General features: G+C 38.8%; 23 protein-coding genes. 17 read left to right on the top strand and 6 right to left on the bottom strand.

What is annotated here, in order from left to right; all coding sequences use genetic code 11:
* From IGJ49_RS07040 to IGJ49_RS07030, 3 genes are all read left to right on the top strand, one after another.
* Positions 1–681: an ABC transporter ATP-binding protein gene (locus tag IGJ49_RS07040; protein WP_023519665.1), complete on the top strand. Its 681-nt coding sequence runs from the start codon at positions 1–3 to the stop codon at positions 679–681.
* A gap of 18 nt (positions 682–699) precedes the next feature.
* Positions 700–1,311 (top strand): TetR family transcriptional regulator, encoded by a 612-nt coding sequence (locus tag IGJ49_RS07035; RefSeq protein ID WP_438722906.1) that lies wholly within the window; start codon positions 700–702, stop codon positions 1,309–1,311.
* Positions 1,312–1,570: 259 nt separating this feature from the next.
* Positions 1,571–2,149 carry a histidine phosphatase family protein gene (locus tag IGJ49_RS07030; RefSeq protein ID WP_010735466.1) on the top strand — a complete coding sequence of 193 codons (579 nt, stop codon included), beginning with the start codon at positions 1,571–1,573 and terminating at the stop codon, positions 2,147–2,149.
* A gap of 97 nt (positions 2,150–2,246) precedes the next feature.
* Here IGJ49_RS07030 and IGJ49_RS07025 read toward each other — a convergent pair whose 3' ends face one another.
* Positions 2,247–3,119 (bottom strand): MurR/RpiR family transcriptional regulator, encoded by an 873-nt coding sequence (locus IGJ49_RS07025; RefSeq protein ID WP_010735467.1) that lies wholly within the window; start codon positions 3,117–3,119, stop codon positions 2,247–2,249.
* A gap of 212 nt (positions 3,120–3,331) precedes the next feature.
* Between IGJ49_RS07025 and IGJ49_RS07020 the strand changes: the two genes are divergently transcribed.
* From IGJ49_RS07020 to IGJ49_RS06965, 12 genes are all read left to right on the top strand, one after another.
* Positions 3,332–4,369 (top strand): Gfo/Idh/MocA family oxidoreductase, encoded by a 1,038-nt coding sequence (locus IGJ49_RS07020; RefSeq protein ID WP_010735468.1) that lies wholly within the window; start codon positions 3,332–3,334, stop codon positions 4,367–4,369.
* Between the two features lie 215 nt (positions 4,370–4,584).
* Positions 4,585–5,628, top strand: a complete 1,044-nt coding sequence (locus IGJ49_RS07015) for a LacI family DNA-binding transcriptional regulator (protein WP_438722903.1) — start codon at positions 4,585–4,587, stop codon at positions 5,626–5,628.
* A gap of 147 nt (positions 5,629–5,775) precedes the next feature.
* Entirely contained in the window at positions 5,776–7,110 is a 1,335-nt protein-coding gene (locus IGJ49_RS07010; RefSeq protein ID WP_438722901.1) for a PTS sugar transporter subunit IIC, read from the top strand.
* A gap of 12 nt (positions 7,111–7,122) precedes the next feature.
* Positions 7,123–7,560, top strand: a complete 438-nt coding sequence (locus IGJ49_RS07005; RefSeq protein ID WP_010735471.1) for a DUF3284 domain-containing protein — start codon at positions 7,123–7,125, stop codon at positions 7,558–7,560.
* A 92-nt stretch (positions 7,561–7,652) separates the two neighbouring features.
* Positions 7,653–9,899, top strand: coding sequence for an alpha-galactosidase (locus IGJ49_RS07000; RefSeq protein ID WP_438722898.1), 2,247 nt, complete (start codon positions 7,653–7,655; stop codon positions 9,897–9,899).
* Positions 9,896–11,944, top strand: a complete 2,049-nt coding sequence (locus tag IGJ49_RS06995; RefSeq protein ID WP_438722896.1) for a beta-galactosidase — start codon at positions 9,896–9,898, stop codon at positions 11,942–11,944. The genes IGJ49_RS07000 and IGJ49_RS06995 overlap by 4 nt, the downstream gene beginning before the upstream one ends.
* 83 nt (positions 11,945–12,027) lie before the next feature.
* Positions 12,028–12,321 carry a hypothetical protein gene (locus IGJ49_RS06990; protein WP_010735475.1) on the top strand — a complete coding sequence of 98 codons (294 nt, stop codon included), beginning with the start codon at positions 12,028–12,030 and terminating at the stop codon, positions 12,319–12,321.
* Between the two features lie 162 nt (positions 12,322–12,483).
* Complete coding sequence (locus IGJ49_RS06985; protein ID WP_019724541.1) at positions 12,484–12,675, top strand: hypothetical protein; 192 nt, start codon at positions 12,484–12,486, stop codon at positions 12,673–12,675.
* Positions 12,676–12,710: 35 nt separating this feature from the next.
* Positions 12,711–13,046 carry a hypothetical protein gene (locus tag IGJ49_RS06980; RefSeq protein ID WP_077151333.1) on the top strand — a complete coding sequence of 112 codons (336 nt, stop codon included), beginning with the start codon at positions 12,711–12,713 and terminating at the stop codon, positions 13,044–13,046.
* Positions 13,047–13,051: 5 nt separating this feature from the next.
* Complete coding sequence (locus tag IGJ49_RS06975) at positions 13,052–13,576, top strand: hypothetical protein (protein ID WP_438722893.1); 525 nt, start codon at positions 13,052–13,054, stop codon at positions 13,574–13,576.
* 114 nt (positions 13,577–13,690) lie between these two features.
* On the top strand, positions 13,691–14,635 hold the full coding sequence (locus IGJ49_RS06970; RefSeq protein ID WP_034688252.1) for an L-lactate dehydrogenase: 945 nt from the start codon (positions 13,691–13,693) through the stop codon (positions 14,633–14,635).
* A 115-nt stretch (positions 14,636–14,750) separates the two neighbouring features.
* Entirely contained in the window at positions 14,751–14,990 is a 240-nt protein-coding gene (locus IGJ49_RS06965) for a hypothetical protein (RefSeq protein WP_438722891.1), read from the top strand.
* Between the two features lie 75 nt (positions 14,991–15,065).
* On the opposite strand, the gene IGJ49_RS06960 is transcribed toward IGJ49_RS06965, so the two are convergent.
* The 3 genes from IGJ49_RS06960 to IGJ49_RS06950 form a co-directional block, all read right to left on the bottom strand.
* A complete protein-coding gene (locus IGJ49_RS06960; RefSeq protein ID WP_010735481.1) occupies positions 15,066–15,239 on the bottom strand; it encodes a hypothetical protein in 174 nt (57 codons plus the stop codon).
* Between the two features lie 742 nt (positions 15,240–15,981).
* On the bottom strand, positions 15,982–17,379 hold the full coding sequence (locus IGJ49_RS06955) for a cation-translocating P-type ATPase (protein WP_438723986.1): 1,398 nt from the start codon (positions 17,377–17,379) through the stop codon (positions 15,982–15,984).
* Positions 17,380–17,467: 88 nt separating this feature from the next.
* The gene (locus tag IGJ49_RS06950; RefSeq protein WP_438722888.1) at positions 17,468–18,523 is read right to left on the bottom strand and encodes an HAD-IC family P-type ATPase; all 1,056 of its coding nucleotides are present in this window, start codon (positions 18,521–18,523) and stop codon (positions 17,468–17,470) included.
* A 261-nt stretch (positions 18,524–18,784) separates the two neighbouring features.
* Between IGJ49_RS06950 and IGJ49_RS06945 the strand changes: the two genes are divergently transcribed.
* Complete coding sequence (locus IGJ49_RS06945; RefSeq protein WP_077151336.1) at positions 18,785–19,273, top strand: GNAT family N-acetyltransferase; 489 nt, start codon at positions 18,785–18,787, stop codon at positions 19,271–19,273.
* A 36-nt stretch (positions 19,274–19,309) separates the two neighbouring features.
* Here IGJ49_RS06945 and IGJ49_RS06940 read toward each other — a convergent pair whose 3' ends face one another.
* Complete coding sequence (locus IGJ49_RS06940; protein ID WP_010735484.1) at positions 19,310–19,624, bottom strand: hypothetical protein; 315 nt, start codon at positions 19,622–19,624, stop codon at positions 19,310–19,312.
* A 75-nt stretch (positions 19,625–19,699) separates the two neighbouring features.
* Positions 19,700–21,871, bottom strand: coding sequence for a DNA topoisomerase 3 (locus IGJ49_RS06935; protein ID WP_438722885.1), 2,172 nt, complete (start codon positions 21,869–21,871; stop codon positions 19,700–19,702).
* Between the two features lie 415 nt (positions 21,872–22,286).
* Between IGJ49_RS06935 and IGJ49_RS06930 the strand changes: the two genes are divergently transcribed.
* On the top strand, positions 22,287–24,167 hold the full coding sequence (locus tag IGJ49_RS06930; protein WP_226076539.1) for an RNase A-like domain-containing protein: 1,881 nt from the start codon (positions 22,287–22,289) through the stop codon (positions 24,165–24,167).
* Positions 24,168–24,289 lie beyond the last annotated feature (122 nt).

Here is a 24,289-nt window from a genome sequence, read left to right as displayed (position 1 = left end):
ATGAAAGAAATCTTGACAATGAAAAATATCGTCAAAAAATTCGGCAACGGCCGAACAGAAGTGACTGCACTAAAAGAAATCAATTTTTCAGTGAAACAAGGAGAATTTGTCAGCATCATCGGCCCTTCTGGTTCAGGGAAAAGTACATTTTTAACCATCTCTGGTGGTCTTCAAACACCTACTTCAGGTGAAATTCACATTAACGGTCATTCGTTTTCTGAATTAAATGAAAAAAAACGAGCAGACTTACGCTTTAAAGAAATTGGCTTCATTTTACAAAGTTCAAATTTGATCCCTTTCCTAAAAGTCAAAGAACAGTTTTACTTAGTCGATCGTGTCGCTAAGAAAAAAGCAGGGGATGAGCGAATCGACGAATTGCTGAAATCATTGGATATCTATGAGTTAAAAGACAGTTATCCAAAAGATTTATCCGGTGGAGAAAGACAACGAGTAGCGATCGCAAGGGCTTTATTCAATGACCCAAGCTTGATTTTAGCGGATGAACCCACAGCAAGCTTAGATACGGATCATGCCTATGAAGTTGTCAAATTGTTAGTCAAGGAAGCCCATGAGAAGCAAAAAGCGACCGTCATGGTCACGCATGATTCTCGGATGATCCAGTGGAGCGACTGTGTCTATCGCATGGAAGACGGCTATTTAAAAGAACAAGCTAAAGCTTAAGCAGTAAGGAGAGTGTTTATGCCAAAAGAAACATTTTTCAATATTTCCAAAGAAAAACAGCAATGGATCTTAGAGATTTTATTAGATACATTTTATGATCAGCACATCAGCCAAGTCAAAGTTTCAGAAATCGTTGAAGCAATGGGGATGTCTCGTGGTGCATTTTACAAATATTTTCAGGATTTAGAAGATGCGTATACGTTTACTGTCCGAAACTATTCAAATCAAGTCCATGGAGATATCATCGCTTCGATCAATCGAAATCGAGATCATTTTTTCTTAGGAATCGAAGAATATCTCGCCTGGTGTGGACAGCTAAGTAAAGATAGTTCTTATTGGCGATCCATCAAATTACTCACACGTGCAAACGATCTAGGTTCAGCGAAGCGTTCAAATGATCAAGGTGACACATCGATGGTTGAAAAATGGCTTGATTTGTTAAAAATCAACCAGATCGTCATGGCTACGACAGAAGAAGCCATCAGCTTTTTATATTTCGTGATGGCTCTTGTCATGAATTCTTTGACAGATTATATGATCAACCAATGGACAGCTGAAGAACTAGTAGAGGATTTCCGCTATAAAGTCAAATGGCTAGAGATAGGGGTAAAGAGTAAGGCTAATAGTTAGACAAGTCTATAAATAAAAAGAAGCATCTACTTCCGCATCATTCTTTGTAATTGGGAGTAGGCGCTTCTTTTTTATACAATAGCTGAATAACCATGATTAAAGCTTGATGGTAAACATCTGGAGCATTGATCATCTCAAGTCAAGACAACTTTTATCCCCACCTCATCGAAAAAAATAGGTTTTCTATTGACTTGGAGTTTACTCCAGAGACTATACTAAATAATGAAGATACATATACAAACCAACAGGAGGTCTTTAAATGAAAAAACTTTATCTCATGCGTCATGGTCAAACCTTGTTCAATCAATTAGGGAAAATCCAAGGGGCTTGTGACTCTCCATTGACAGAAGCTGGGATCAGACAAGCAGAGGTGGCAAGAGACTATTTTGAAACCAATCAAATCACCTTTGATGCGTATTATTCATCCACACAAGAACGAGCTTCTGATACGCTAGAAATCATTATCGGGGAAAAAGAATATCAGCGATGTAAAGGGTTAAAAGAATGGAACTTTGGCCGATTTGAGGGAGAAAGTGAAGCATTGAATCCTAAACGACCAGTTGGCGAAACTTCCTATGGTGATTCATTTGTTCCTTATGGCGGTGAGTCGGCAAAAGAACTCCAACAAAGAATGAACACGACCTTGATCGACATCATGGAAAAAGAGCACCAAAGCGTGTTAGCAGTTAGCCATGGTGGTGCCATGTATTTATTCATTCAAAAATGGTTGCCTTATGAGCAAGTGGCCAAGATAAAATTTTCAAATTGTTGTATTTTAGAATTCGAGTATAGCGATCGTCAATTTTCATTCATCCAGGCGATCAATCATCAATTTTAAGTTTTTTTGATGAATGAAGTTTTATACGCCCATACTAATAGCCCAAAGACGAAACGAAGGATTCAGTCTTTGGGCTATTATTTTGTTACTACAACGCTTACTTCTTGTATTCCTTTAACAATCCTTTTTGGATCAGCTCTTGTTTTTCTTTCAAATTCAATAAATTTTCTTGGTAGTTTTGCGTATACATCAAGGAGTATAAGGTATTCAAGACATAGTCGAAGGCAATTTGAGAAGAGAATGTAGCAACTTTCGCAAAATCATACTCTTCTTGAGACACGACCAACCGCATGGCTGCTTTCTTTGCCATTTCAGACTGTTCATTTCCTGTGATCAATAAACTAGGTGCGCCAATATGTGCTAGATAGGTAAGAATACGTTCGTAATGATGGATGCGTCCACTATAGCTAATAAAAATCCCGCAGTCATTTTCCGTCAAATTAGCCGCATTCCAGGACGAATCGCTATATTCTTCGGCTAAGATCAAGAACTTATTTAGTTTAACTAATTTATTTTGGAATTTCCGAGCAGTTGTTTGCGAATCACCTTTTGCAAATAAGAAAATGCGCTCTGCTTTGTTTAAAACAGTCGCGATGGTTTCTAACGATTGATCTTCCATTTGAAATTGCGCTTTTTTGATAGCTTGAATGGATAGATCTGCCATTTTTTTGGCAATCATCTTCGCATCATCATCAACGGTAAAAGGAAAATTAGGATCGATGACTTGATTGAACTGAGCAACCAGTTGGTGGACTTCTCGTCCTAATTCAAAGCGAAATTCTTTAAATCCGCTATAGCCGATTTTTTTACAGAATCGGATAATGGCGGAATGGGAGGTATAGGTCTCCTTTGCCAGCTCTTCAATCGTCATATAAACTGCTGCTTCCAAATTCATCCGCAGATAATCGGCGATCCGTTTTTCATTTGTAGTAAATGTTTCTTGTTGGGTTAATTTTTCTTCGATAAGCATCCATCACACACCTCCAAATCTATCTTACTGAATAACTAGAAAAATAACCACTTCTTTTTACAGTAGTCTAAAATTGAACATCTTTTTCAAAAATATCGACATTCTTTCAATTTCTTTGAACATTTCTACCAAAAAAACTAGAGTCGGCTTTCTTTTACCTATTGTGCGCTATACTCAAGAAAAGAAATCATTCGAAAGTAGGAGGAAACGACATGTTAACAATCGCATATTTAGGTAATGGTAAAAGTACCAATCGCTATCATTTACCCTTCTCAAGAAGGCTACCAGACAAAATCAACGTCAAAAAAATCTACTCTCCATCAGCACCAATTTGGGAAACTTTTGATGAGATCGAATATACCGATCAATTGTCTGATCTGTGGAATGATCCTGAAATCCAATTAGTAGTCATCACGACACCAAGCCAATTTCATGCAGAATACGCCAAACTTGCTTTGGAAAATGGCAAGAACGTGTTAGTCGAAAAACCTTTTGCAGAAACTTCAAAAGAAGCAAAAGAATTATTCGATTTAGCAGCGGAAAAAGGACTATTTATCCAATGTTATCAAAATCGCCGCTTTGATTCGGACTTTTTGACTGTCCAAAAAGTGATCGAAAGTGGAAAGCTTGGTGATATTTTAGAAGTGGAAATGCACTATGACTACTTCCGTCCAGAAATCCCAGAGGGTACAAAGGAATTTTCAGTTGCCAACAGCTACTTATATGGCCATGCTTGTCATACAGTGGATCAGGTCCTTTCTTATTTTGGTGAACCAGATGATATCCATTACGATGTCCGTCAATTACTAGGAACCGGCCGAATGAATGATTACTTTGACTTAGACTTTTACTACGGTCGAATGAAAGTTTCGATCAAATCAAGTTATTTCCGTATCAAAGAACGTCCTAGTTTTGTTGCCTATGGCAAAAAAGGGATGTTTGTCAAACAAACAAAAGACCGACAAGAAGAACACTTGAAAATGTTCTATATGCCTGAAAACGCGGACTTCGGGATTGATCAACCGGAACACTATGGTGTATTGACCTATATTGATAAAGAAGGAACTTATCATGAAGAGAAAGTTGTTTCTGAAGTCGGAGATTATCGCCGAGTGTACGAAGGAATCTACGAAACGTTGATCAATGGTGCAGAAAAAATCGTAAAAGATGAAGAAACGTTATTACAAATGAAAATATTAGAAACAGGTATCCAACAGATTGAAGAAGCAAAAACTGCATTTGAAAATTAAGGATATTGTTACATCCAAAAGGGGATACTCTTTTTCCAAGTAATGAAAGAATCGAGCCGTAAATCCAAAGGATGATTTACGGTTTTTTCGTTTATCCTGCCCACTGATTCACACAATGCAACAACAAATTCTCAAAGAGCAAATGCTAAATGTTCATTCGCCTTTTGTTTGATTTTCTGTTACTATTTAGTAAACAATAAACAAGAGGTGAGTAAATGGCATCTATACGTGATATCGCAAAAATCGCTGGGGTTTCAGCAGCGAGTGTTTCCCGTATCCTGAATGAAGATCCCACATTTAGCATCAACGAACAAACGAGGATACGTGTGATTGAAATTGCCAATCAATTAAATTATTCTGTCGATAAAAATAAACGCGGCAGTCGAAGTTTAGGAGATGAAATGACGATTGCCTTGATCGTTCGACATCAAGAAGAAGCAGAATTAGATGATCCCTATTTTCGCAAAATCCGTGGTGGCATTGAAAAAGAAGCAGCAAAGTGGCGTTTTCGCACGATCCGTGCTTTCCATATGAGAGATGCCCATAAAGAATGGAAAGAGTTAGCGAAATATGGTGCAGTGATCATAATCAGTGAAATGACGATTGAAGCAACGAAAAAAATCGCTACAATCAATCCCAACTTGATCTTGGTGGATAATTACTCGAACTCTGAGGAATTTGATTGTATCCAAACCGACTTCCAACAAAAAACCGTTGAAGTATTAGAAGTTCTCTATAAGAAAGGCCATCGAAACATCGCATTTATCGGTGGATACAGCAGTCAAGTAGCTGAAAACGGTGAAGTTCATAAAAACAAAGAAGAGATCCGAGCGGAATCTTACCTTAAATGGATGAAATTAAATGGCCTGCCACATTATGCCAACACCTATCAAGGAAACTGGAAACCTGAAGATGGCCTTCGTTTAGGCAAAGAGTTATTGGCGCAATCCTCACCGCCCACAGCAGTTATCGTCGCCAGTGATCCGATGGCAGTAGGTGTCTATAAAGCAATCAGTGAAGCAAATAAAAAAATCCCTGATGATATTGCTGTCGTGAGCTTTGATGATATCGAAATGGCTCAATTCATGACACCAAGCTTATCAAGTATCAAGGCAAATCCGGAAGAAATGGGGCGTTTAGCTGTACGCTTAGCGAAGGAACGCATGTTAAAAGAACGAACGATGCCGATTCGTGTGATCTGTCACAGTGAACTCGTCTTACGAGATTCCATCGGACAGGACAGTCCGCTTTTAGATTAACTCATTTTGCACATTTAACCCTTGAAAAAGTTCGAGAATCTCTCTTTCTCGAACTTTTTTTGTGTTCTCTCTTGTGTAAACATTAAGTAAACAATTATACTCGCCAAGTAAACGTTTGCACATATTAAATAAAAGGAGTTATCCCACATGAAATTTGTCGATAAATTAGCTGAAAAAATGGTGCCCGCTGCAACGCTGATCGCAAATAATAAATATCTACTCAGTCTCCGAGATGGTTTTATGATGGCTTTTCCCGCAACAATGTTTGCTTCCATCATGGTCATTATCCAAAATTTGCCAACAACATTTGGCTTCGCTACTTTTCTGCCAGAAGCATTCAATACCTTTTTAAATGAGTTCTTTGGTCCTGTTGGCAATGCGACAATGAGTATTTCTGCACTTTTTATTGTATTTGGGATTGGTTATCAATTGGCTGGGCACTACAAACAACCACAAATCTTTGCTGGTGCCATTTCACTTTCTTGTTTCATCATGCTGTTACCGTTTGGGAGCGATGAAACCATGGGTACGTTTATTCCTTTATCGAAGCTAGGCGCTGAAGGGATGTTCGTGGGTATCTTGACAGCGATCGTCGCTACAGAAATCTATAGCCGGATCAGTCGCTCAGGGTTTACGATCAAAATGCCAGAATCTGTACCGCCGATGATTGCTGAATCTTTTGTGGCCATCATCCCTGGAGCTGCTCCTTTGTTTTTATTCAACATCATCCGCTATCTATTTACTTTTACCACCTGGGGAAATGCAGTCGATTTCGTTTATCAGATGTTGCAACAACCTTTGATGGGACTTGGCGGAACTTTACCAGCTGTATTGATCGCTGTTTTCTTTACGCAACTTTTCTGGTGGTTCGGTATCCATGGCACGTTAGTCATCAATGCAGTGATTGATCCAATCATGGGTGCTTTAGCCATCGAAAACTTTGAAGCATATAAAAATGGCGTTGAGCAGTTGCCACATATCATCAATACGACCTTTATGGGGGTGTTCGTCAATCAAGGAATGCAACTTGGTATTTCGATCACGATGGCGTTCTTTATTGCTCGCTCCATCCGAATGAAGAAAACGATGAAAACGATCATGGCGCCAGCGATCTTTAATGTATCAGAACCAATGACTTTTGGACTGCCCGTCGTGCTGAACCCTATAGCATTCATCCCTTGGATTCTAGCGCCACTAGCTTCTACCACGATTTCATACTTTGCGATTTACTTCGGCTTCGTTCCTCGTCCAATCGGGGCAACGGTTGTCTGGACGACGCCGATTTTACTGTCAGGGTGGTTAGGAACTGGTTCGATCACCGGCGCACTTTTACAAATCGTAACAGTAGTTGTGATGACACTGATCTGGGTGCCTTTCTTAGTTGCAATGGACCGTGAATATTTGAAGGAAGAACGCCAACAAGTGAAACAAGAAAAAGAAAACCAACTGATGGATGGAAAAATCACCATAGAAGAACAGTAGGGAGTGATTCGTATGCGGATCGATACCTTGAACTACCGAAAGAAAATTCCGACACACCCCGCACATTTTTACCAAGTACTTCTTGAAGAACAATTAAACTATTTTCACAGCAAGGACTCTTCAATTACCGAGCTGACAGAAGGAGCAGCCGTCACGACTGCGCTTCAAACAAAACTAGGGCAAGCAACTGTCGAAAGTACGCTAACGATCCAGCGTTTAGTCAAAGATGAACTACTTGAAATGACTACTGATTACTCCGGTGGAAAAATCATTCAAACCTACCAACTAAAACGTCATGATGAGCAGCAGTTCACATTGTATTATTCTGAAAGAAATGAACTGGTTGATGCCAAAACGCAGCTGAGTTTGCTTTTTGTCCTGCCATTTTATAAATTCTTTTACAATCGTCAGTTAGCCAAAAGAGTCAATTATTTGATACAAAAGCTCTGATTTCTCCATAAACAAGGAATGGAGGAACAAAACGTCGTTCTCTTCATTCCTTGTCTGTTTTACTAACTAAAAATTAAGAGGTGTTGCCTTCCATGATTGAACAATTAAATAACCGCATATTTCACGTGAATAATTCGCAAGTTAGCTTTATTCTCCATGTCATGCAAAATGGACAGATCGAGCAGATTTATTACGGGAAACCTTTACATGGCTTATCTGTCGAAGAAATCGACTACTTGGTCACAGATCAAAATAAATCTGCTGGAACAGTCAAGTTTTTTGAAGATGACCCTAACTTTACGTTGACTGATCATCCACAAGCATATCCTGTGTATGGTTCTTCTGATTTCAAAGAAGGCGCGATCGAACTTTCAAGCAACCAAACGCCTTACTACACAGATTTCCGCTTTGTCGAAGCCGCGACTAAAAAAGGCAAGAAAAGAACCTTAAACTGTCCCGCTACCTATGGGAATGAGGAAGAAACTGAAACACTCTCATTGCGATTAATGGATCAGGAACGACAGTTAGAACTAATACTTCATTACACATTATTTTACGATTCCACCGCCATTGTACAAAGTCAGACGCTGATCAATCAATCTGAGGCAGAGTTACAGATCCATCGCATGCTTTCAGGGGTCTTGAATCTTTCTACCAAAGCATATGATTTCACTCATTTTTCAGGTGCTTGGTTAAAAGAACGGCATGAAAAGAAACGACCGCTGGAACAAGGAGTCGTAGCGATTGGCTCACTAAAAGGTGCAAGTAGCCATCAGCATAATCCCTTTATCCGGCTAGAACATCAAAATTCAACGCTTGATCAAGGAGAGGTCTATGGAATGAATCTCGTTTATTCCGGTAATTTTCTCGCTCAAGCAGAAGTGGATGAATGGGATAAAACGCGAGTGATGATCGGTATCCATCCGACACAATTTACTTGGGCATTAGCGCCTAAGGAAAGCTTTACGACACCCGAAGCAGTCTTGATGTATAGCGCTGCAGGTACGAATGGTCTTGCCAAACAATTGACACATTTTATCGAAAACTATCTGATTGATCGTCAATGGCAAGACACGCCACGGCCAATCGTCTTCAACAACTGGGAAGCAACGTATTTCGATTTTACTGAGGAAAAACTCTTGTCCCTTGCGACCATTGGAAAAGAATTAGGGATGGAATGTTTTGTCTTAGATGATGGCTGGTTCGGCAAACGAAACAATGATCGTTCCTCATTAGGTGACTGGACGCCTGATAAGCAAAAATTCCCACACGGTTTGGCTTCCTTTGCAACAAAGCTCAAAAACATGGGTCTTCAATTCGGCATGTGGTTCGAGCCTGAAATGATCTCTCCTGATAGTCAGTTATTGGAAAAACATCCAGATTGGGTGGTGAAACATCCCTATTCACGTATCTCGGTGGGACGTGGACAATATGTGCTTGATTTTGCGAATCCGGCGGTTGTTGAAGGAATCTATGAGCAAATGGCAAAGATCATCGAAGAAACGAATTTAACTTATATCAAATGGGATATGAACCGCAATATTACTGAAGCCTATTCCGCTTATTTAGAAAAACAAGGGATGCATCAACAGGAGTTTTTCCATCGCTATGTCCAAGGCGTCTACACGCTTTACGGTAAATTATTGACCAGCTATCCTGATCTTTTGATTGAAGGTTGTGCTGGCGGGGGAGGGAGATATGATTTAGGTATCTTATTTTATAGTCCACAAATCTGGCCTAGTGATACCAGTGATGGGTTGGAACGCTTAAGTATTCTTAGCGGAACAATGGCAGGATACCCCCTTTCTAGCTTTAGTAATCACGTCTCTGCTTCTCCGAATCATCAAGTATTACGTGAGACCTCTTTATCATTCCGCCAAGATGTAGCCATGTTTGGGCCTTTAGGCTATGAATTAGACCTATTGACTTTGACAGAAGCAGAAAAACAACAGATCAGCGACCGGATCACTTTTTACAAAGCCCATCGTCAGTTGCTGACTCATGGTGAATTTCTCCAGATCTTGCCAAATCATCCGTATGATAATGAAATTTGTTGGGGGGTATTTAATCACGATCGGTCAGAAGCAATCATTGGTTTTTATCAAAAATTAGGACGTGCAAATCCAGCTGCACAGGCATATTTACCACTTCCAGAATGCCTGAATAAGGATAGTTATTATCAAATCAATGAAAAAGAAACGATTAGCGGTCATTTCCTGATGAATGTTGGTCTGAAAAAACCACATTTGTTCAATGGAGCCAACCATACGACGTACCAACTTGCAGGAGACTGTCAATCATTCGTCTATCATTTGGTAGAAAGGAGGGAAATGAAGTGAAGACTTATAATGACACACGTTTACTCCATGGTGGGGATTATAATCCGGAACAATGGTTGAATCACCCTGAAGTTTTGAAAAAAGATTTTGAGTTGATGGACAAAGCACATGTCAATACCGTAACTGTCGGGATCTTTTCATGGAGTACATTAGAACCAGAAGAAGGGGTTTATCACTTTGACTGGTTGGATAAAGTGTTTGAAGAGATGCACAAACGTCAAGGACGTGTGATCTTGGCCACACCAAGTGGCGGACGACCGCAATGGCTGAGTGAAAAATATCCAGAGATGAATCGAACGAATGCAAAAGGACAAAAGCATCATCATGGCTTTCGCCATAACCATTGCTACACATCCCCTATTTATCGAAAAAAAGTCCAGCAAATCAATCGGCGTTTAGCTGGACGATATGGTGTCCATCCGGCATTATTGCTGTGGCATATCAGTAATGAATACTCAGGAGAATGCTACTGTCCACTTTGTGCAGCCAAATGGCGTGAGTGGGTCAAAGCGAAATATCAAACCTTAGAAGCGGTGAATGACGCTTGGTGGATGACATTTTGGAGTAATGATTATTCCAGTTGGTCACAAGTTGTACCACCTTCGCCTCTTGGAGAACATAAAGTACATGGCATGGACTTAGACTGGAAACGATTTGTGACAGATCGGACGATCGATTTCTTTTTACATGAAATCGAACCGATCAGAGAACTCACACCAGCAATCCCAGTAACGACTAATTTTATGGCAGAAGACCATGATCAACATGACTTTATTCCCTTGGAAGGACTTGATTATTCCCGATTTGCTGAAGTTGTAGATATCGTCAGTTGGGATAGCTACCCCGACTGGCATAACCCGTACGAATCCTTACATGTGACCGCCATGAAATCAGCTTACGTCCACGATCAATATCGTTCATTGAAGAAACAACCGTTTCTCGTGATGGAATCGACGCCTAGTTACGTGAATTGGCACGCATTCAACAAGGCGAAGAAGCCAGGGATGCACCTACTCAGTGGGATGCAACAACTGGCACATGGGTCAGATAGCACACTCTATTTTCAATGGCGGCAATCACTAGGAAATTCCGAAAAATTCCACGGGGCGGTGATCGAACATGACAATTCAGAAAACAATCGAGTCTTCCAAGAAGTAGCGGCTTACGGAAAACGATTAGACACTTTGTCTTCGATCAAAGGTACACAAACAGAGGCAAAAGTCGCTATTTTATTTGACTGGGAAAGCAATTGGGCATTAAAAAGAGGCGGTGGTTTTGGTCGTCCAACTCGTCGTTATATCCAAACACTACAAGAACATTACCGATTCTTTTGGGAAAGAGATATCGCTGTTGATATTTTGACGCCAAATCAAGACTTCTCTAATTATGCTTTAGTCGTTGCACCAATGCTCTATTTGATGCGGGAAGAAACAATGGTTGCACTCTCAGAGTATGTCAAAAATGGTGGTACGTTGATTGGTAGCTATTTTACCGGAATGGTCAATGAACACGATCGGTTACATCTTGGAGAATGGTCACAAGTATTGCAAACACTTTTTGGTGTCTTGCCAAAAGAGCTTGATACGCTTTATCCAGGTGAACACAATCAAATCCTTTACAAGGAACAAACGTATCAAACAAAAGACTACTGTGGTATCGTCAAAGAAACGACAGGGAAGGTGAGGGCTACTTACCAAAAGGACTTTTATACTGGTACGCCAGCTTTAGTTGAAAATCGCTTAGGGAAGGGGACTGCTTATTATTTAGCGGCTCGTACCAATCTCGATTTTTTAGAAGTATTTTACCAACCGATCATCGAAAAATTAGCGTTGCAACAAGGAATCGTTAAGGCATCACATCCAAAAGTATCGATTCAATCGCGAACAGATGGGACACAGAGTTATTACTTTCTAATGAACTTTTCTGATGAGATGCAACAACTTGAGTTACTTGATCCTCACTTGGCTATCGAAACAAATCAAACGCTTACTGGTATACTAACGTTTGCACCTTACGAAGTGAAAATTCTAAGGAAAGAAAATTAATACGAATGAATACGCCTTTATGTTTTGACAGTTATTTTATTCTTGTTGTAGGATAGAGACAGAGCAACAAGGAGGACGAGAACATGACAAATTATGATGGAGAAAAAGAAAAACGCTTAAGAGGGTCAATGGCGCCTAAAACAGATGATGAAGTTGCATTAGCCGGAACTAATTCAGGTGAAACAACAAATAAAGAAGAGGCGTTAGCTGGGACCAACTCCGGGGAAGAAAAAGAAGTCGCGATGTCTGGTTCAAATGCTGTGGAAGAAGAGTCTGAGCATCCTACAAAGAAACATCATTTGAAGGACGAACTAGAAGAAGTGGTAGAAGAAGCGAAAGAAAAATTTGACGCTTTTAAAACGAAACACAAAGAATAAGTAATCAAAAAAAGAACTTGTATCCACATGAGCCATGTTGAAGGCTTACGGATGCAAGTTCTTTTCTATTTTTTCAAAATAAGTCAAAAAGAGTTTTTTTCGGACCAGCCTTTCATTATAAACTATGATTGCTTATTGTATGTCTAAAGGAGGTGAAACATAGTGGTTGGTCAAACAGACATCATTCAATTATTGACAAAATATTTTATCAATAACACATCTATGATCATCGGTATCACAAGTTTTGTTATTGTTTTGTGTGTTTTTATTTCTGTAAAAATGGTTGCACAACCTAAAATGGAGAAACCATCTAAACAAGCACTCGCCAAAAGTCGGTATAAAAAGAGTAAGTAATCACTGGAACAAAGAGGAGTAGGGGGAAAAAGAAAATGGGCATGTTCTGGGTTTCAACATTTATTGCGCAACAGCAGGAAAATTTTTCACCATCTAGTCAAGCAGGTAAGCTTGCTGCTTTTGTTATGGCGTTTATTATTCAGTTTGGTTTTTCTGGCTTCTTTACGGTTTACTTACTTGTCGTAATTATTTGGCAAATATTCAAATATATAAAAAGAGTGACTCGTAAAGATCGCAGGCATTTTAAAAAAGAAGTTGCGGCTTCATATAAAGTCCAAGAAGAAAGAGTTAAAAGCAATATAGAAAAAGAAAAGGCCCGAGCAAGTAGACAAAGTGATGTCTTTGAGCCATGGAACCAGAATGAGGAGTAAAAAGATTGAGGAACTTTATACTGTATCAGTTTCATCGATTATTCAATACAAATACATATCGGGAAATGTTATTCCAACGAATCAACGAAGCCATCTATTCGACTTATCATGCTGCAAACTATCCTAAATTTACTAGTGAAAATGAAATGGAGCGGTTAGCTAAGAAGCTCAATCGCAGCGAAAGAAGAAAAAACTTGCTCCCTAAACTTGGTGATCCACTCTATAAAAAACCTTCTTCAAGAATTTATGTCGAAGATTTACAACTAAAAATTTCTCCTACTCGTTTGGAAGAAGATCCTAATTTTAGTTATATTTCACGACAATCCAGTACCAATTCTTTACCTGATGAACATCAAACTTATCAACCAACAAAACCTGAACTTATGTCTTTACGATCTAAAGTTAAAAACCTTTCACCGCAAATGACTGCTTTAGCAAAAGCAAATGATCCTTCAACTAAAGAATTGCCCACTTCTCGTAAAGAAATACCAAGAGTGAGAAGAACACAATCTGACTATAAACGTTATTGACTTTCTATAAAAAAAAATTATAGTATATATAATTTCTATATTATTGAAAAATGATGGTAATCGATTTATAATTTTCATGAAAATAACAAAGAACGGATGAAAGGTGTGTTAGACATGAAAAAAACAAGTCGTAAAGTTGTAATCGTAGGTACAGGATTTGTCGGTACAAGTATTGCTTATGCGATGATCAATCAAGGTGTTGCCAATGAACTTGTCTTAATCGATGTCAACCAAGAAAAAGCAGAAGGAGAAGCTTTAGACTTACTAGATGGAATGGCGTGGGGCGAAAAGAACGTTTCTGTATGGTCTGGCACGTATGAAGAATGTCAAGATGCAAATCTAGTGATCTTAACTGCTGGCGTGAACCAAAAACCTGGTCAAACTCGCTTAGATCTAGTGAAAACAAATGCAACAATCACTCGTCAAATCGTTAAAGAAGTAATGGCTTCAGGATTTGATGGTATCTTCGTTGTTGCTTCAAACCCAGTCGATATTTTAACTTACTTAACATGGCAAGAATCTGGTTTACCAGCTTCAAGAGTGGTAGGAACTGGAACAACTTTAGATACAACTCGATTCAGAAAAGAAATTGCTTTGAAACTTGCAGTTGATCCACGTAGCGTACACGGTTATATCTTAGGTGAGCATGGGGATTCAGAAGTAGCTGCTTGGTCACATACTACAGTCGGTGGTAAACCAATCATGGAATATGTTGAGAAAGATCATCGTTTAGAAGAAAATGATTTAACCGTACTTGCTGACAAAGTAAAAAATGCAGCTTATGAAATCATTGACCGTAAAAAAGCAACTTATTACGGTATTGGTATGAGTACGACTCGAATCGTCAAAGCCATCCTAAATAATGAACAAGCTGTACTACCAGTTTCAGCTTACTTAAATGGCGAGTATGGTGAAGAAGATATCTTTACTGGTGTGCCATCGATCGTTGATGAAAATGGGGTAAGAGAAATCATTGATCTATCGATCACACCTCAAGAAAAAGCAATGTTCCATCAATCAGTCAGTGAATTAAAAGCCGTACTTGATACTGTACGCTAACATCAGCAATGAAATGAACAAAAAACGGGAACAATCGGAATAGCAAAAAAATTATTTCCGATTATTCCCGTTTTTTTTGATGATAGAAGAGTATATAGAAAAGAAAGGAGTATTTATGGGTATAGCTATTATTAATGAAAAAATAATGCCTTTAGTTGGTATTACGTTTCTATTATGGATCGTGATTCTCAGTTTATTACTTATCTCTTTACTATGGAAGAATAAGAAAGCAAAGTACAGCTGGGATAAAAAAGGAGCCAAGGTTGTTCCGTTAGTTTTGGCTGTTGTTTTACATATTCTATTTGGAGTATTTATTGGGATTATTTTTTATCATATTTCTGTGATCCGTTTTTAGTGAATTATAAGAACATTTGAACGGAGAAGAGGGCATTCGTAGATAGAGAAAAAAGAGGCTATAGGGCTTAGACTCTTACAATTTGTTGAATTTATCAACGATTTTCTTCTTCTCCATTGCGATTTTTTCTAAGTCTAAAATCGCTTTCTTTGCACGCATCAGCTCGATCATTTCAATCATATCTTGTTCATTGGCTTCATTTAATATGTACTGTTTGATTTTTTCTTTCTCCAGTTTGACAATTTTCATTTTTTATCACCACAGTGATTATTCTATAGATAACATATCACATTAAACTTGGCCTAAGAGAACCAAAAAAGTGATTTTCGAGGAAAATAAGGAACTTAAATAGCTAAGTTATTTAAAGTAATGATAATAGAAAAAGATCGTTAAGATACGATTCATGAATAAACATATGAAATTAGCAAAACATATTATTAAAATGGCTGATATAGATTAGTTGATGATAAATACATAAATTGACGAAGTCATAAAAAATTCTTGAGACCAACTGAAATCTGATGCAAGAATGTCAATCTGATATTTTGTAGATTGTAGGAATATAGATTTAAAATCTAAGTTTTCTGTAAACAGATGGTTGGTAAGTAATAGAAAATAAACAAATCAAGTGCAAAATAATTTTAAAATTTTGCAGAAGGGCCAAAAATCGGTTTTGTGGTAAAATTCGGATTAATTCAGATTGATAATGGTTTATACTTCATTTGAATCTACTTTGTATAATATATATTATGTAAACTAGAATAAATAAAAAATGATTACGTTCATAATTCCTCGTTCTAACCTCTCTCACTAATCGTAAATTTCCATAATTCTCTAGTTTTTTGTTATCTGTATTTATTTTTATCATTTGCGCTTTTTTAAGTCATTTTAAGAAAAGTTCGTCCGTAGCTTCGGAAAAAATAAACTACAGACGAACATAATTAAACTTAACTAAGAGAAAATCCTTCAGGTAATTCTTTAAAATAATTCTTTAAAACAGATGTGTCCATTTTTTCACTTCGATATAGGCTACTGGAATAAAAGATAAACCAAGAACCCATAGCCAGTTGGAAAGTCCAATCGTAACAAATCCAAAGATATGTTGTGTCAGAGGGATTGTCACTAATAAGACAATGATCAATGCACCAATTGCTGTAGTTAAGACTAGCAATGGATTGCCCAAAAATTTCAATCGTAAAATAGATACTTCACTGCGACAATTATACATATGGCTGATCGTGGATAACCCTAAGACAATAAATGTCATTGTTTCAGCAATCGCTACTGATTGTGTACGACCAATAACTATAGCCAATAATGTGACGACGGTAAACACGACAGAGATTTCAAGGATCTTAAAGGTCAATCCTCGTGAAAAAATGCTATCGTATTTATGGATCGGTTGTTTTTCCATATTTTTTTCCTCTGCAGGTTCGACACTTAAACTAAAACCAGGGATGCCATCTGCGACTACTTTGATGATCAATAATTGGATCGCTGTAACTGGCGCCCCCCAACCTAAGATCAAAGAAATCAATACGATCGTTAAAGCTGAAATATTACAACCTAACATGGCATATAGAGATTTACGGATATTTTGATACACTCTGCGCCCTTCTTCTACCGCTTGGACGATCGTTGCAAAATGATCGTCTACTAAAACCATATCAGAAGCTTCCTTCGCCACTTCCGTTCCACTCCCCATAGCAATGCCGACGTCCGCTGCTTTTAATGCCGGAGCGTCGTTCACTCCGTCCCCTGTCATGGCGACGATTTCGTCATTTTGTTGAAAAGCTTTAACGATTCGTATCTTGTCCTCAGGTGACGTTCGAACAAACACTCGACATCTATCGATAGTTTCGGCTAACTGTTTGTCACCCATTCTTTTCAGTTCCGCCCCTGTCATTGCCTGGTCTCCTTCTCCCATTATCCCTACTTCTTTAGCAATACGTGAAGCTGTTAATAAATGATCGCCAGTGATCATAACGGTTTTGATCCCTGCTTTTTTGGCTATTTCCACTGCCTTTGCTGCTTCTTTCCTCGCTGGATCGATAATGCCGATAAAGCCGGCAAATTTCAACTCCTCCTCTAGTTCTTCCTCTGATAATTCTTCAATCGGTTGCTGGAATACCTTGTACGCTACTCCTAATACACGGTACGCTTGATCAGCAAGTTGATCATGTTCCGCTTGGTAATGTTCGCTTGGATTCACCAAATGCAGCCGATCGAATGCTCCTTTTGTGACTGAAAAATATTCTTGACCCATACGATAGACGACTGTCATACGTTTTCTTTTTGAATCAAAGGGCAATTCTTTGATTTTTTTCAAATCAGAAAGAGATTCCTGTAATTCTTTCTCCGAAAATCGATCTTTTACAGCTTTTTGAATCGCTAATTCCGTTGGATTGCCCCCTCCTTCGTTCTCAGAAGAACCACTCGCAAGATAAAACAGTAAAAGTAGATTTTTTGCCTTGTCTTTAGTGAAGTCTATAAGAATAGGTAATTCTGTTAGAGAAACAATTTTTTTTTAACGTCATTTTATTTTCAGTGATCGTACCCGTTTTATCTGAACAAATCACAGAGACGCCGCCTACTGTTTCAACAGTTGAAGGTGTTCGAACAATGGTTTTCTTAATTGCCATATTCCCCATTCCCACAGCTAAAGAGATGGTTACGACAACCGGTAATACTTCTGGTATTGCTGCAACTGCCATTGAAATTGCAGTCATGATACTTGATTCCACACTCAAACCTTTTACTAAACCAATTACAATTGCTAAGAAACCAGCAATGATTGCGACTATCCCTAGTACTTTACCCAGTCTTTGCATTTTGATTTGCAGTGGTGCGACATGCGTTCCTTCATTCGTGATTAAATGAGAGATTTTTCCGATTTCTGTAGCATTACCAGTTTTTTCTACTAAAATCGTTGCTTTACCTGTCACAACCAATGAACCTGAAAATACTAGGTCTTTACGATCACTCAATGCTTCAATATCACTAGCACGATAAGAAGCGTCCTTTTCACTCGGTTCACTTTCTCCAGTCAAAAATGATTCGTCAACAAAGAAATTAGTACTTGTAATTACTTTCGCGTCAGCAGGGACACGATCACCCAATTTAAGTTGTACGATATCACCAGGAACGATCTCAGAGCTGTTGATTTCTTTAACGGAACTTTCTCTCAAGACACGGCTAGATGGCGTACTCATTTTTTTCAGTTGATCCATTGATTTTTCCGCACTTTTTTGTTGCCGTATCGACAAATAAAGATTTAATAGGACAATTGAAAAGATGACAATTGGTTCTGTAAAATCATCCGGATGTGTTTGATAAGCAATAAACGTAGATAGTCCTGTGGCAACAAGTAAAATCAAAATCGTGATATCTTTCATTGCTTCTTTGAAATAAACAATAAAAGATTTAGTTGACTGAGTGTCAATCGAGTTTACACCGTAGTATTCTAATCGATCGTTTGCTTCTTGTTCCGTCAATCCTTTTTGTCTATCTGTCTGTAAGTTTTCTATTTTCATTCTGCCTATTCCCTCCCAAAACAAAAAGGAGCCAGGCAAACGAACCATTAAAGCCTACGGTTCGTTTGTCTGACTCCTACAAGATCGTTCCGGCGAACGCTCTTAAGTCATAAATTTTTTATGAAGTTATTATTTCACAGTTCAAGCAATGGGTCAAGGGAGAAGTTGATAAAAGAATGTTCCTCTGAGTACAAAGTAAATTGACCCTTCCGTTCATTTGTATTACGATAAATAAACACGATAGAAAAGGAGCCTTGTCCGATGCTGATCCGAGAAATTAAACCACAAGATGATCCAATCATCAAAGAAATTATTCAAACTTCCCTAGAATCACTCGATTTAGCGATTGAAGGAACTGCCTATTTCGACCCACAATTAGACCATTTAACAGACTACTACCATGCTCTCCCCTGTGCTGCTTATTGGGTGGTGGAATTAGAAAATAAAGTAGTTGGCGGAATCGGAATCACACCTTTTGACGAGCAAAAGCAGATATGTGAATTACAAAAATTGTACTTAGCCCCAGAAGCAAAAGGTTTAGGAATTGCCAACCAATTGATGGAAACAGCATTGTCTTATGCCACTCAACATTACCGTCAATGCTATTTAGAAACGATGCATTTATTAAAGCCTGCTTGTAAACTATATGAAAAGTTCGGCTTTCACTTGATAGCTGATCCACTAGCAGGTTCTGAACACTCGACGATGGACGCTTGGTATATTAAAGAGTTAAAAAAAGACGGCGAATAAGGAAATTTTTCTCTTATCGTCGTCTTTTTTATCTATTTATATGAACTGTTGAATAAATTGCGTAATCACCGGTAAGAAATAAACAACACCCGCCGCAGCTAATACGAAAAGCAACTGTTTCCGCTGTTTCTTTCTTTTCAGTAGACTACTCGTTGTATGCAACAAGTAAGTGCCACTTTTGGCTGCTGCGGTTAAAGTTGTCAAAATGACCGTCGGTGAGTAGCCAGTCGGATGTTTTGTAATAGCTAATAATTTGGTTCCGTATTCTGGATATGCAATAACTGCTTGATATAGCGCAACCAGCGTTAACAACCCCATTGCATAATTCAAAAGCGAATTGATTTTTTTCACGTACAAGTACTCCTCTAATAATGATTACTTTAGTATTTTTTTGTTTAGGTATTTTACTTTTCGGAATATATATACCTACTCTTGTTTTTCCATCCAAGGAAATGAAAAGCCGATCGTTAAATCTTCTTTCAAAATAAGGACAGCATCAAACTTTCCTTTTTTCCCCGTGAATCCTTTGACCACTTTTCTGGTCTTTCCCTTTGAGAGTAACTCTCTAAGATTTGTTTTAGTCAATTTCTTCTTAGCAATCATAGGCCATAATTTAAAATCACATTCCTTGTTCGTACATGTCGCGATTTTTGGATACAACATCACAATGCCTTTTTTACATTTCGGACAACGCCCGACTTGGTCATTCTTCTTCTCCATTGCTTCGATTTGCATCAAGCCGCTTTGCTCTTCCGACAAGTCGACTGTTTTTACTTGTTCTGGGACGACTTCTAATAAATGCAGAATAAATTTTTTGATATTTTCTAAAAAGACTTCCGGTGTTCCTTGCCGTTCACCGATTTTTTTTAGATAACTTTCCCACCGCGCCGTCATCTCAGCACTTGTCAGTAAAGATTCTCCTGCTACTGCTTTACACAAAGTGATACCTTTGGCAGTCACTTGAATATCATTTTTATTGACTTCGATATAGTGCCTTTGTTTCAAGTTTTCAATAATGCTCGCGCGGGTAGCTTCCGTTCCGATCCCTTCCACTTCTTTCAGAATCTCTTGCGCTTCTTCATCATCTAAGGTCTTTCCTGCGGTTTTCATCGCAGTGATCAGCGTTCCCTCATTGTAGGGCTTAGGCGGTTGAGTCTCTTTCTCAAGCCTTCTCAGATCAACAGCCACTACCTCTTGTTCACTAACTTTAGGCAAAAGCTGACCATCTGATTTTTTCTTGCTTTTTACGGTCAAGATTTGTTGCCAGCCTTCTGCAATCGGACGTTTCCCGACACTTTTTAAACGCAATCGTTCCACTCCTGTAAGGATCACAGTTTCTTCATAGCGATAATTTTCTGCAAACATTGCTAAAGTCGTACGCATCACCTGCAAATAGATCGCTTGCTCTAGTCGGGAAAGCTTCGCAAAACGTTCCTTCGTCGGTATCGTTTTTGTTGGAATGATCGCATGATGCTCTTGGACTTTTTTTGCATCCACATATCGTTTTTTAGGAAATGTTTCTGGTGTCGCTACCTCTGTGATCCCTAAAAACGCTTTATAGCGATCAAGATTTTGGACAAGATACTGGTGTTCGCTTTCTGTAATGTAAAAAGAATCTGTTCGAGGATAACTCAAAAACTTACTTTCGTACAAACCTTGAACTGCATCAAGTGTGGCTTTCGCACTGACTTTCATCAGTTGATTCATTTTCGATTGTAAACTTGACAAAGAAAACAAACGTGGACTACTTTGTTGTTTTTCTTTTTTCGTTACTTGTAAGATCGTTCCTTGTTGTTTTCCTAAATGCGCCCCTTTTCCCTCAATCGCAGTAACTAATTCGTTCGCAGTCTTAAAAGTTTGTTTCGGCTCGATTTTACCGACAAACTGCCCATGTTGACTTTTGATCTGCGCTTCTCCTTCGAAATAAGGCTCTTTTTTAAACTTCCTGATTTCTTCTTGTAACTGGTAGATCATATAAAGCGTTGGTGTTTGCACGCGCCCTAAGGAGAAGCTCCCTGAGATTCCTTTTTGTTGCAACAGCAAACTATACAGTGGACTGCCATTCATCCCGATCAGCCAATCCGCATGTTGACGTGCTTGTGCTTCTTTGTATTTTGGATAAAATTGCTCCGCCGGTTTCAGTTGTTTGAACCCTTGATAGATGGCTTCTTTTTCCAATGAATTGATCCATAAACGTAAGTACTGCTTTTGCTTCGTAAAGGCTTTTGCTTGCTGGATGATCGACCAAGCAATCGCTTCACCTTCACGGTCACTATCTGTTGCGATAATGATCGTATTAGCTGCTTGCAATTGTCGTTTGACAATGGCGAATTGGCTCCGTTTCTCTGGAGGCACCGTATATTTAAATTGGTCAGGAAATATCGGCAAGTTGGGCAATGACCACTTCGCCCAGCGTTCTTCATATTCTCCAGGAGGAACCATTTCCACTAAATGACCAAATCCATAAGTGATCGTTACTTCACCTGTGAATAGTGGATCGCTGACTTCAAAATAACCTTCCTGCTTTTTCCTTTTTTTGAACGTTTCCGCATACGCTTTTGCTTGAGAAGGCTTTTCAGCAAGTATCACTGTTTTCATGTTTTCCCTCCTCTTGATAAAATAAGAATTCTTTAACAGTTTACCAAATGGTTTTCAAAAAGAATAGCGAAAAAATTGAAGATGTTTTTGTTGAATGGAAAAAAGCGTTACAAAAAAATAACTATAAGCACCTAAAGAAGAACATTCATCTTTTTATTATTATCTTATTGTTATTTTTAAATAAGAAGATGAACATTGATAAAAGAACAGCAAGACTTAACATATAATTAGTATTTGCAAAGAAAATAACTATATAAAAAAATGAGTTTTTTTATAATTATAATTTTAAATAAACTTGAAGTTTGTTGTTATATTTTGGAAAATATAATTAAGCAACCTACGACACAAATAAGGAGGTTTTTGGTAGTTGAACTGTTGGTAGTCACTCAAGCCATTTGATAAAAAGGAGTAAAAAATGAAAAAATTTTATCGCCTATTACTTGTTGGTCTGTTGCTCGCACCTTTTGCCACTTTGCCACTTGATGTCCACGCCCAAGAAGCGATCGCTGGCGAAATCACCCAACCTGACGAAACCATCGTTCCGATCGATACCACCTCAGCGATTCCTTCGTCCGCAGAACCACAAAATGCAGCAGTTGCCTTAAACGTTTTTAATGGAATCAGCATGTCTGCTTATGCATCTGGTTTATCAGGCAGTACACTTAGCGCTGGCTTACTGTCGACCGCAGCCTCCGCTGTTCTTGCCCCCGCTCTGCTAGGGATTGGTCTAGGGGTCGGTTTTTATCAGCTCGGTGCCTCTTTAGGCGTCGCAACAGCTGATTTAGCGAAAACAAACAGTGGCTTATTTGAATCGATCGGTAGCAGTGCCTCCACTCAAAATGAACTGAACGCTTTTGCAATGTCTGGAATCGATTCGACAACAAATACCTACAATTTCTCCGCAGCCTTACAAAACCGCTATGCACAAGATGTAACAAGCAATGCGTTGATGCGTGAGTACTTGACTGGCGAGAGCGACCACGGAATCTTTACTTTCAGCGTCAGTGACCGTGTTGAACTCTATCGTCGCTACATCAACTACACCATCCCTTGGACACTACGAGAGCAAGCAGCGGTGGTCGGACGTAACACGTCACTAGCCGATTCTCTCTCCCAGAATGAGTTTTTCGTTTTAGAAAGCATCCAGTATGGCGAATCCGTTCGTGGTGCAGATGATGCCATATTGAACATCACCGGTTCTTCTTACTACGGCTATGATTTCCCAGAACCTTTTAATTATCAAGTCAAGCTTGATACGAGCATCTCTACGCTCTTAACAGAGATCACAACAAAAGAACAATTGCTCGACTACGTCCAAGCAACCACACCCTTTGAATTTGGGGTCGTCAATGAACCTTCTAAGGCCTTAGCTATTGAAACTGCCCAAGAAATGGCTGTCGCATATGATGAACGAACCAGCCAAATCAGCCAAAGTTTAAGCGAAGCCTTGGCTCCAAACAACAATGGGTTAGACTTTGATCCATCAGGAATGATCGCTACATTATATGGTGCCGCAGTTGTATTGGATCACGCTGGGAACTTTATCTATGCTCAAACGCAACAAGCCGTTCCAGCGCATTTAGTTGGAGCGATTGAGTTTTCTTATAGTGAAGAGTCAATACCTTATGATAATGCTCTTACGATTAACGGTAGGCGAGGGACATTTGATCCAGAAACAGGAAGCATAATCAATGAAGGAACAAATGAAACTTTAATTGATTCAGCATTAGGGGACTGGACCATTGCTAGCTACAAAACTCTGGTGGCTGAACTACGTAAATATGACGATAACGAAGATGCCTGGTATACCCCCCTCGACTTAATCTATGATGAGTACTATGCTCATGGTGGCAAAGGCCATACGATTACAGATCATGTTATTCAAAATTGGGACACCTTGTTAACTAGAATGGAAGGTGACGACGAACTAAAATATACTACAAGTTTTCACAACGCCCTCCAAGCTTTATTAATAGTCAACTATGCCATTTGGACAGCAAAACATGAAAATTTATTAGCCGGAGATAAAGGCTTCGACTTAGGTTACTGCAATTTACCAGAAAATAGCAATTCGATTTCTTATCGATCCTATGGTCAATTGTCATTAGGGGTTTCTCTAGGTTTTGGTTTATCAAAAACCACAATACCTAATCAATTTGATCGGCATGAGCACATCCCTTATGCAAAGGTCATGATCCGAAAAACCAAACAAGCAGTCCGAAAAAATAGAAAATATTTTATTGTTACTGCATTTCCTGATTTAGAAAGAACGGTTCAGGGATGGAGTCCTAGTTGATAGAAGTTCGTTAGAAAATAATCAGAAAAAGGTGGATTTAAAGATTCATCTTTTTCTAATTTAACCTTCCGATTTCTCGAACACTGGAGGTTTAAGAAATTGAGTGACATAAAGGAGGAAAG

Source organism: Enterococcus sp. AZ171, from assembly GCF_051714005.1.
Classification (GTDB): domain Bacteria; phylum Bacillota; class Bacilli; order Lactobacillales; family Enterococcaceae; genus Enterococcus_B; species Enterococcus_B pernyi.
This window is presented reverse-complemented; position numbering and strand designations above follow the sequence as displayed.

Coding starts and splice junctions, on each gene's coding strand:
- IGJ49_RS07040 (WP_023519665.1), top strand. CDS start 1: ATGAAAGAAATCTTGACAATGAAAAATATCGTCAAAAAATTCGGCAAC.
- IGJ49_RS07035 (WP_438722906.1), top strand. CDS start 700: ATGCCAAAAGAAACATTTTTCAATATTTCCAAAGAAAAACAGCAATGG.
- IGJ49_RS07030 (WP_010735466.1), top strand. CDS start 1,571: ATGAAAAAACTTTATCTCATGCGTCATGGTCAAACCTTGTTCAATCAA.
- IGJ49_RS07025 (WP_010735467.1), bottom strand. CDS start 3,119: ATGCTTATCGAAGAAAAATTAACCCAACAAGAAACATTTACTACAAAT.
- IGJ49_RS07020 (WP_010735468.1), top strand. CDS start 3,332: ATGTTAACAATCGCATATTTAGGTAATGGTAAAAGTACCAATCGCTAT.
- IGJ49_RS07015 (WP_438722903.1), top strand. CDS start 4,585: ATGGCATCTATACGTGATATCGCAAAAATCGCTGGGGTTTCAGCAGCG.
- IGJ49_RS07010 (WP_438722901.1), top strand. CDS start 5,776: ATGAAATTTGTCGATAAATTAGCTGAAAAAATGGTGCCCGCTGCAACG.
- IGJ49_RS07005 (WP_010735471.1), top strand. CDS start 7,123: ATGCGGATCGATACCTTGAACTACCGAAAGAAAATTCCGACACACCCC.
- IGJ49_RS07000 (WP_438722898.1), top strand. CDS start 7,653: ATGATTGAACAATTAAATAACCGCATATTTCACGTGAATAATTCGCAA.
- IGJ49_RS06990 (WP_010735475.1), top strand. CDS start 12,028: ATGACAAATTATGATGGAGAAAAAGAAAAACGCTTAAGAGGGTCAATG.
- IGJ49_RS06980 (WP_077151333.1), top strand. CDS start 12,711: ATGGGCATGTTCTGGGTTTCAACATTTATTGCGCAACAGCAGGAAAAT.
- IGJ49_RS06970 (WP_034688252.1), top strand. CDS start 13,691: ATGAAAAAAACAAGTCGTAAAGTTGTAATCGTAGGTACAGGATTTGTC.
- IGJ49_RS06965 (WP_438722891.1), top strand. CDS start 14,751: ATGGGTATAGCTATTATTAATGAAAAAATAATGCCTTTAGTTGGTATT.
- IGJ49_RS06960 (WP_010735481.1), bottom strand. CDS start 15,239: ATGAAAATTGTCAAACTGGAGAAAGAAAAAATCAAACAGTACATATTA.
- IGJ49_RS06950 (WP_438722888.1), bottom strand. CDS start 18,523: ATGAAAATAGAAAACTTACAGACAGATAGACAAAAAGGATTGACGGAA.
- IGJ49_RS06945 (WP_077151336.1), top strand. CDS start 18,785: ATGCTGATCCGAGAAATTAAACCACAAGATGATCCAATCATCAAAGAA.
- IGJ49_RS06935 (WP_438722885.1), bottom strand. CDS start 21,871: ATGAAAACAGTGATACTTGCTGAAAAGCCTTCTCAAGCAAAAGCGTAT.
- IGJ49_RS06930 (WP_226076539.1), top strand. CDS start 22,287: ATGAAAAAATTTTATCGCCTATTACTTGTTGGTCTGTTGCTCGCACCT.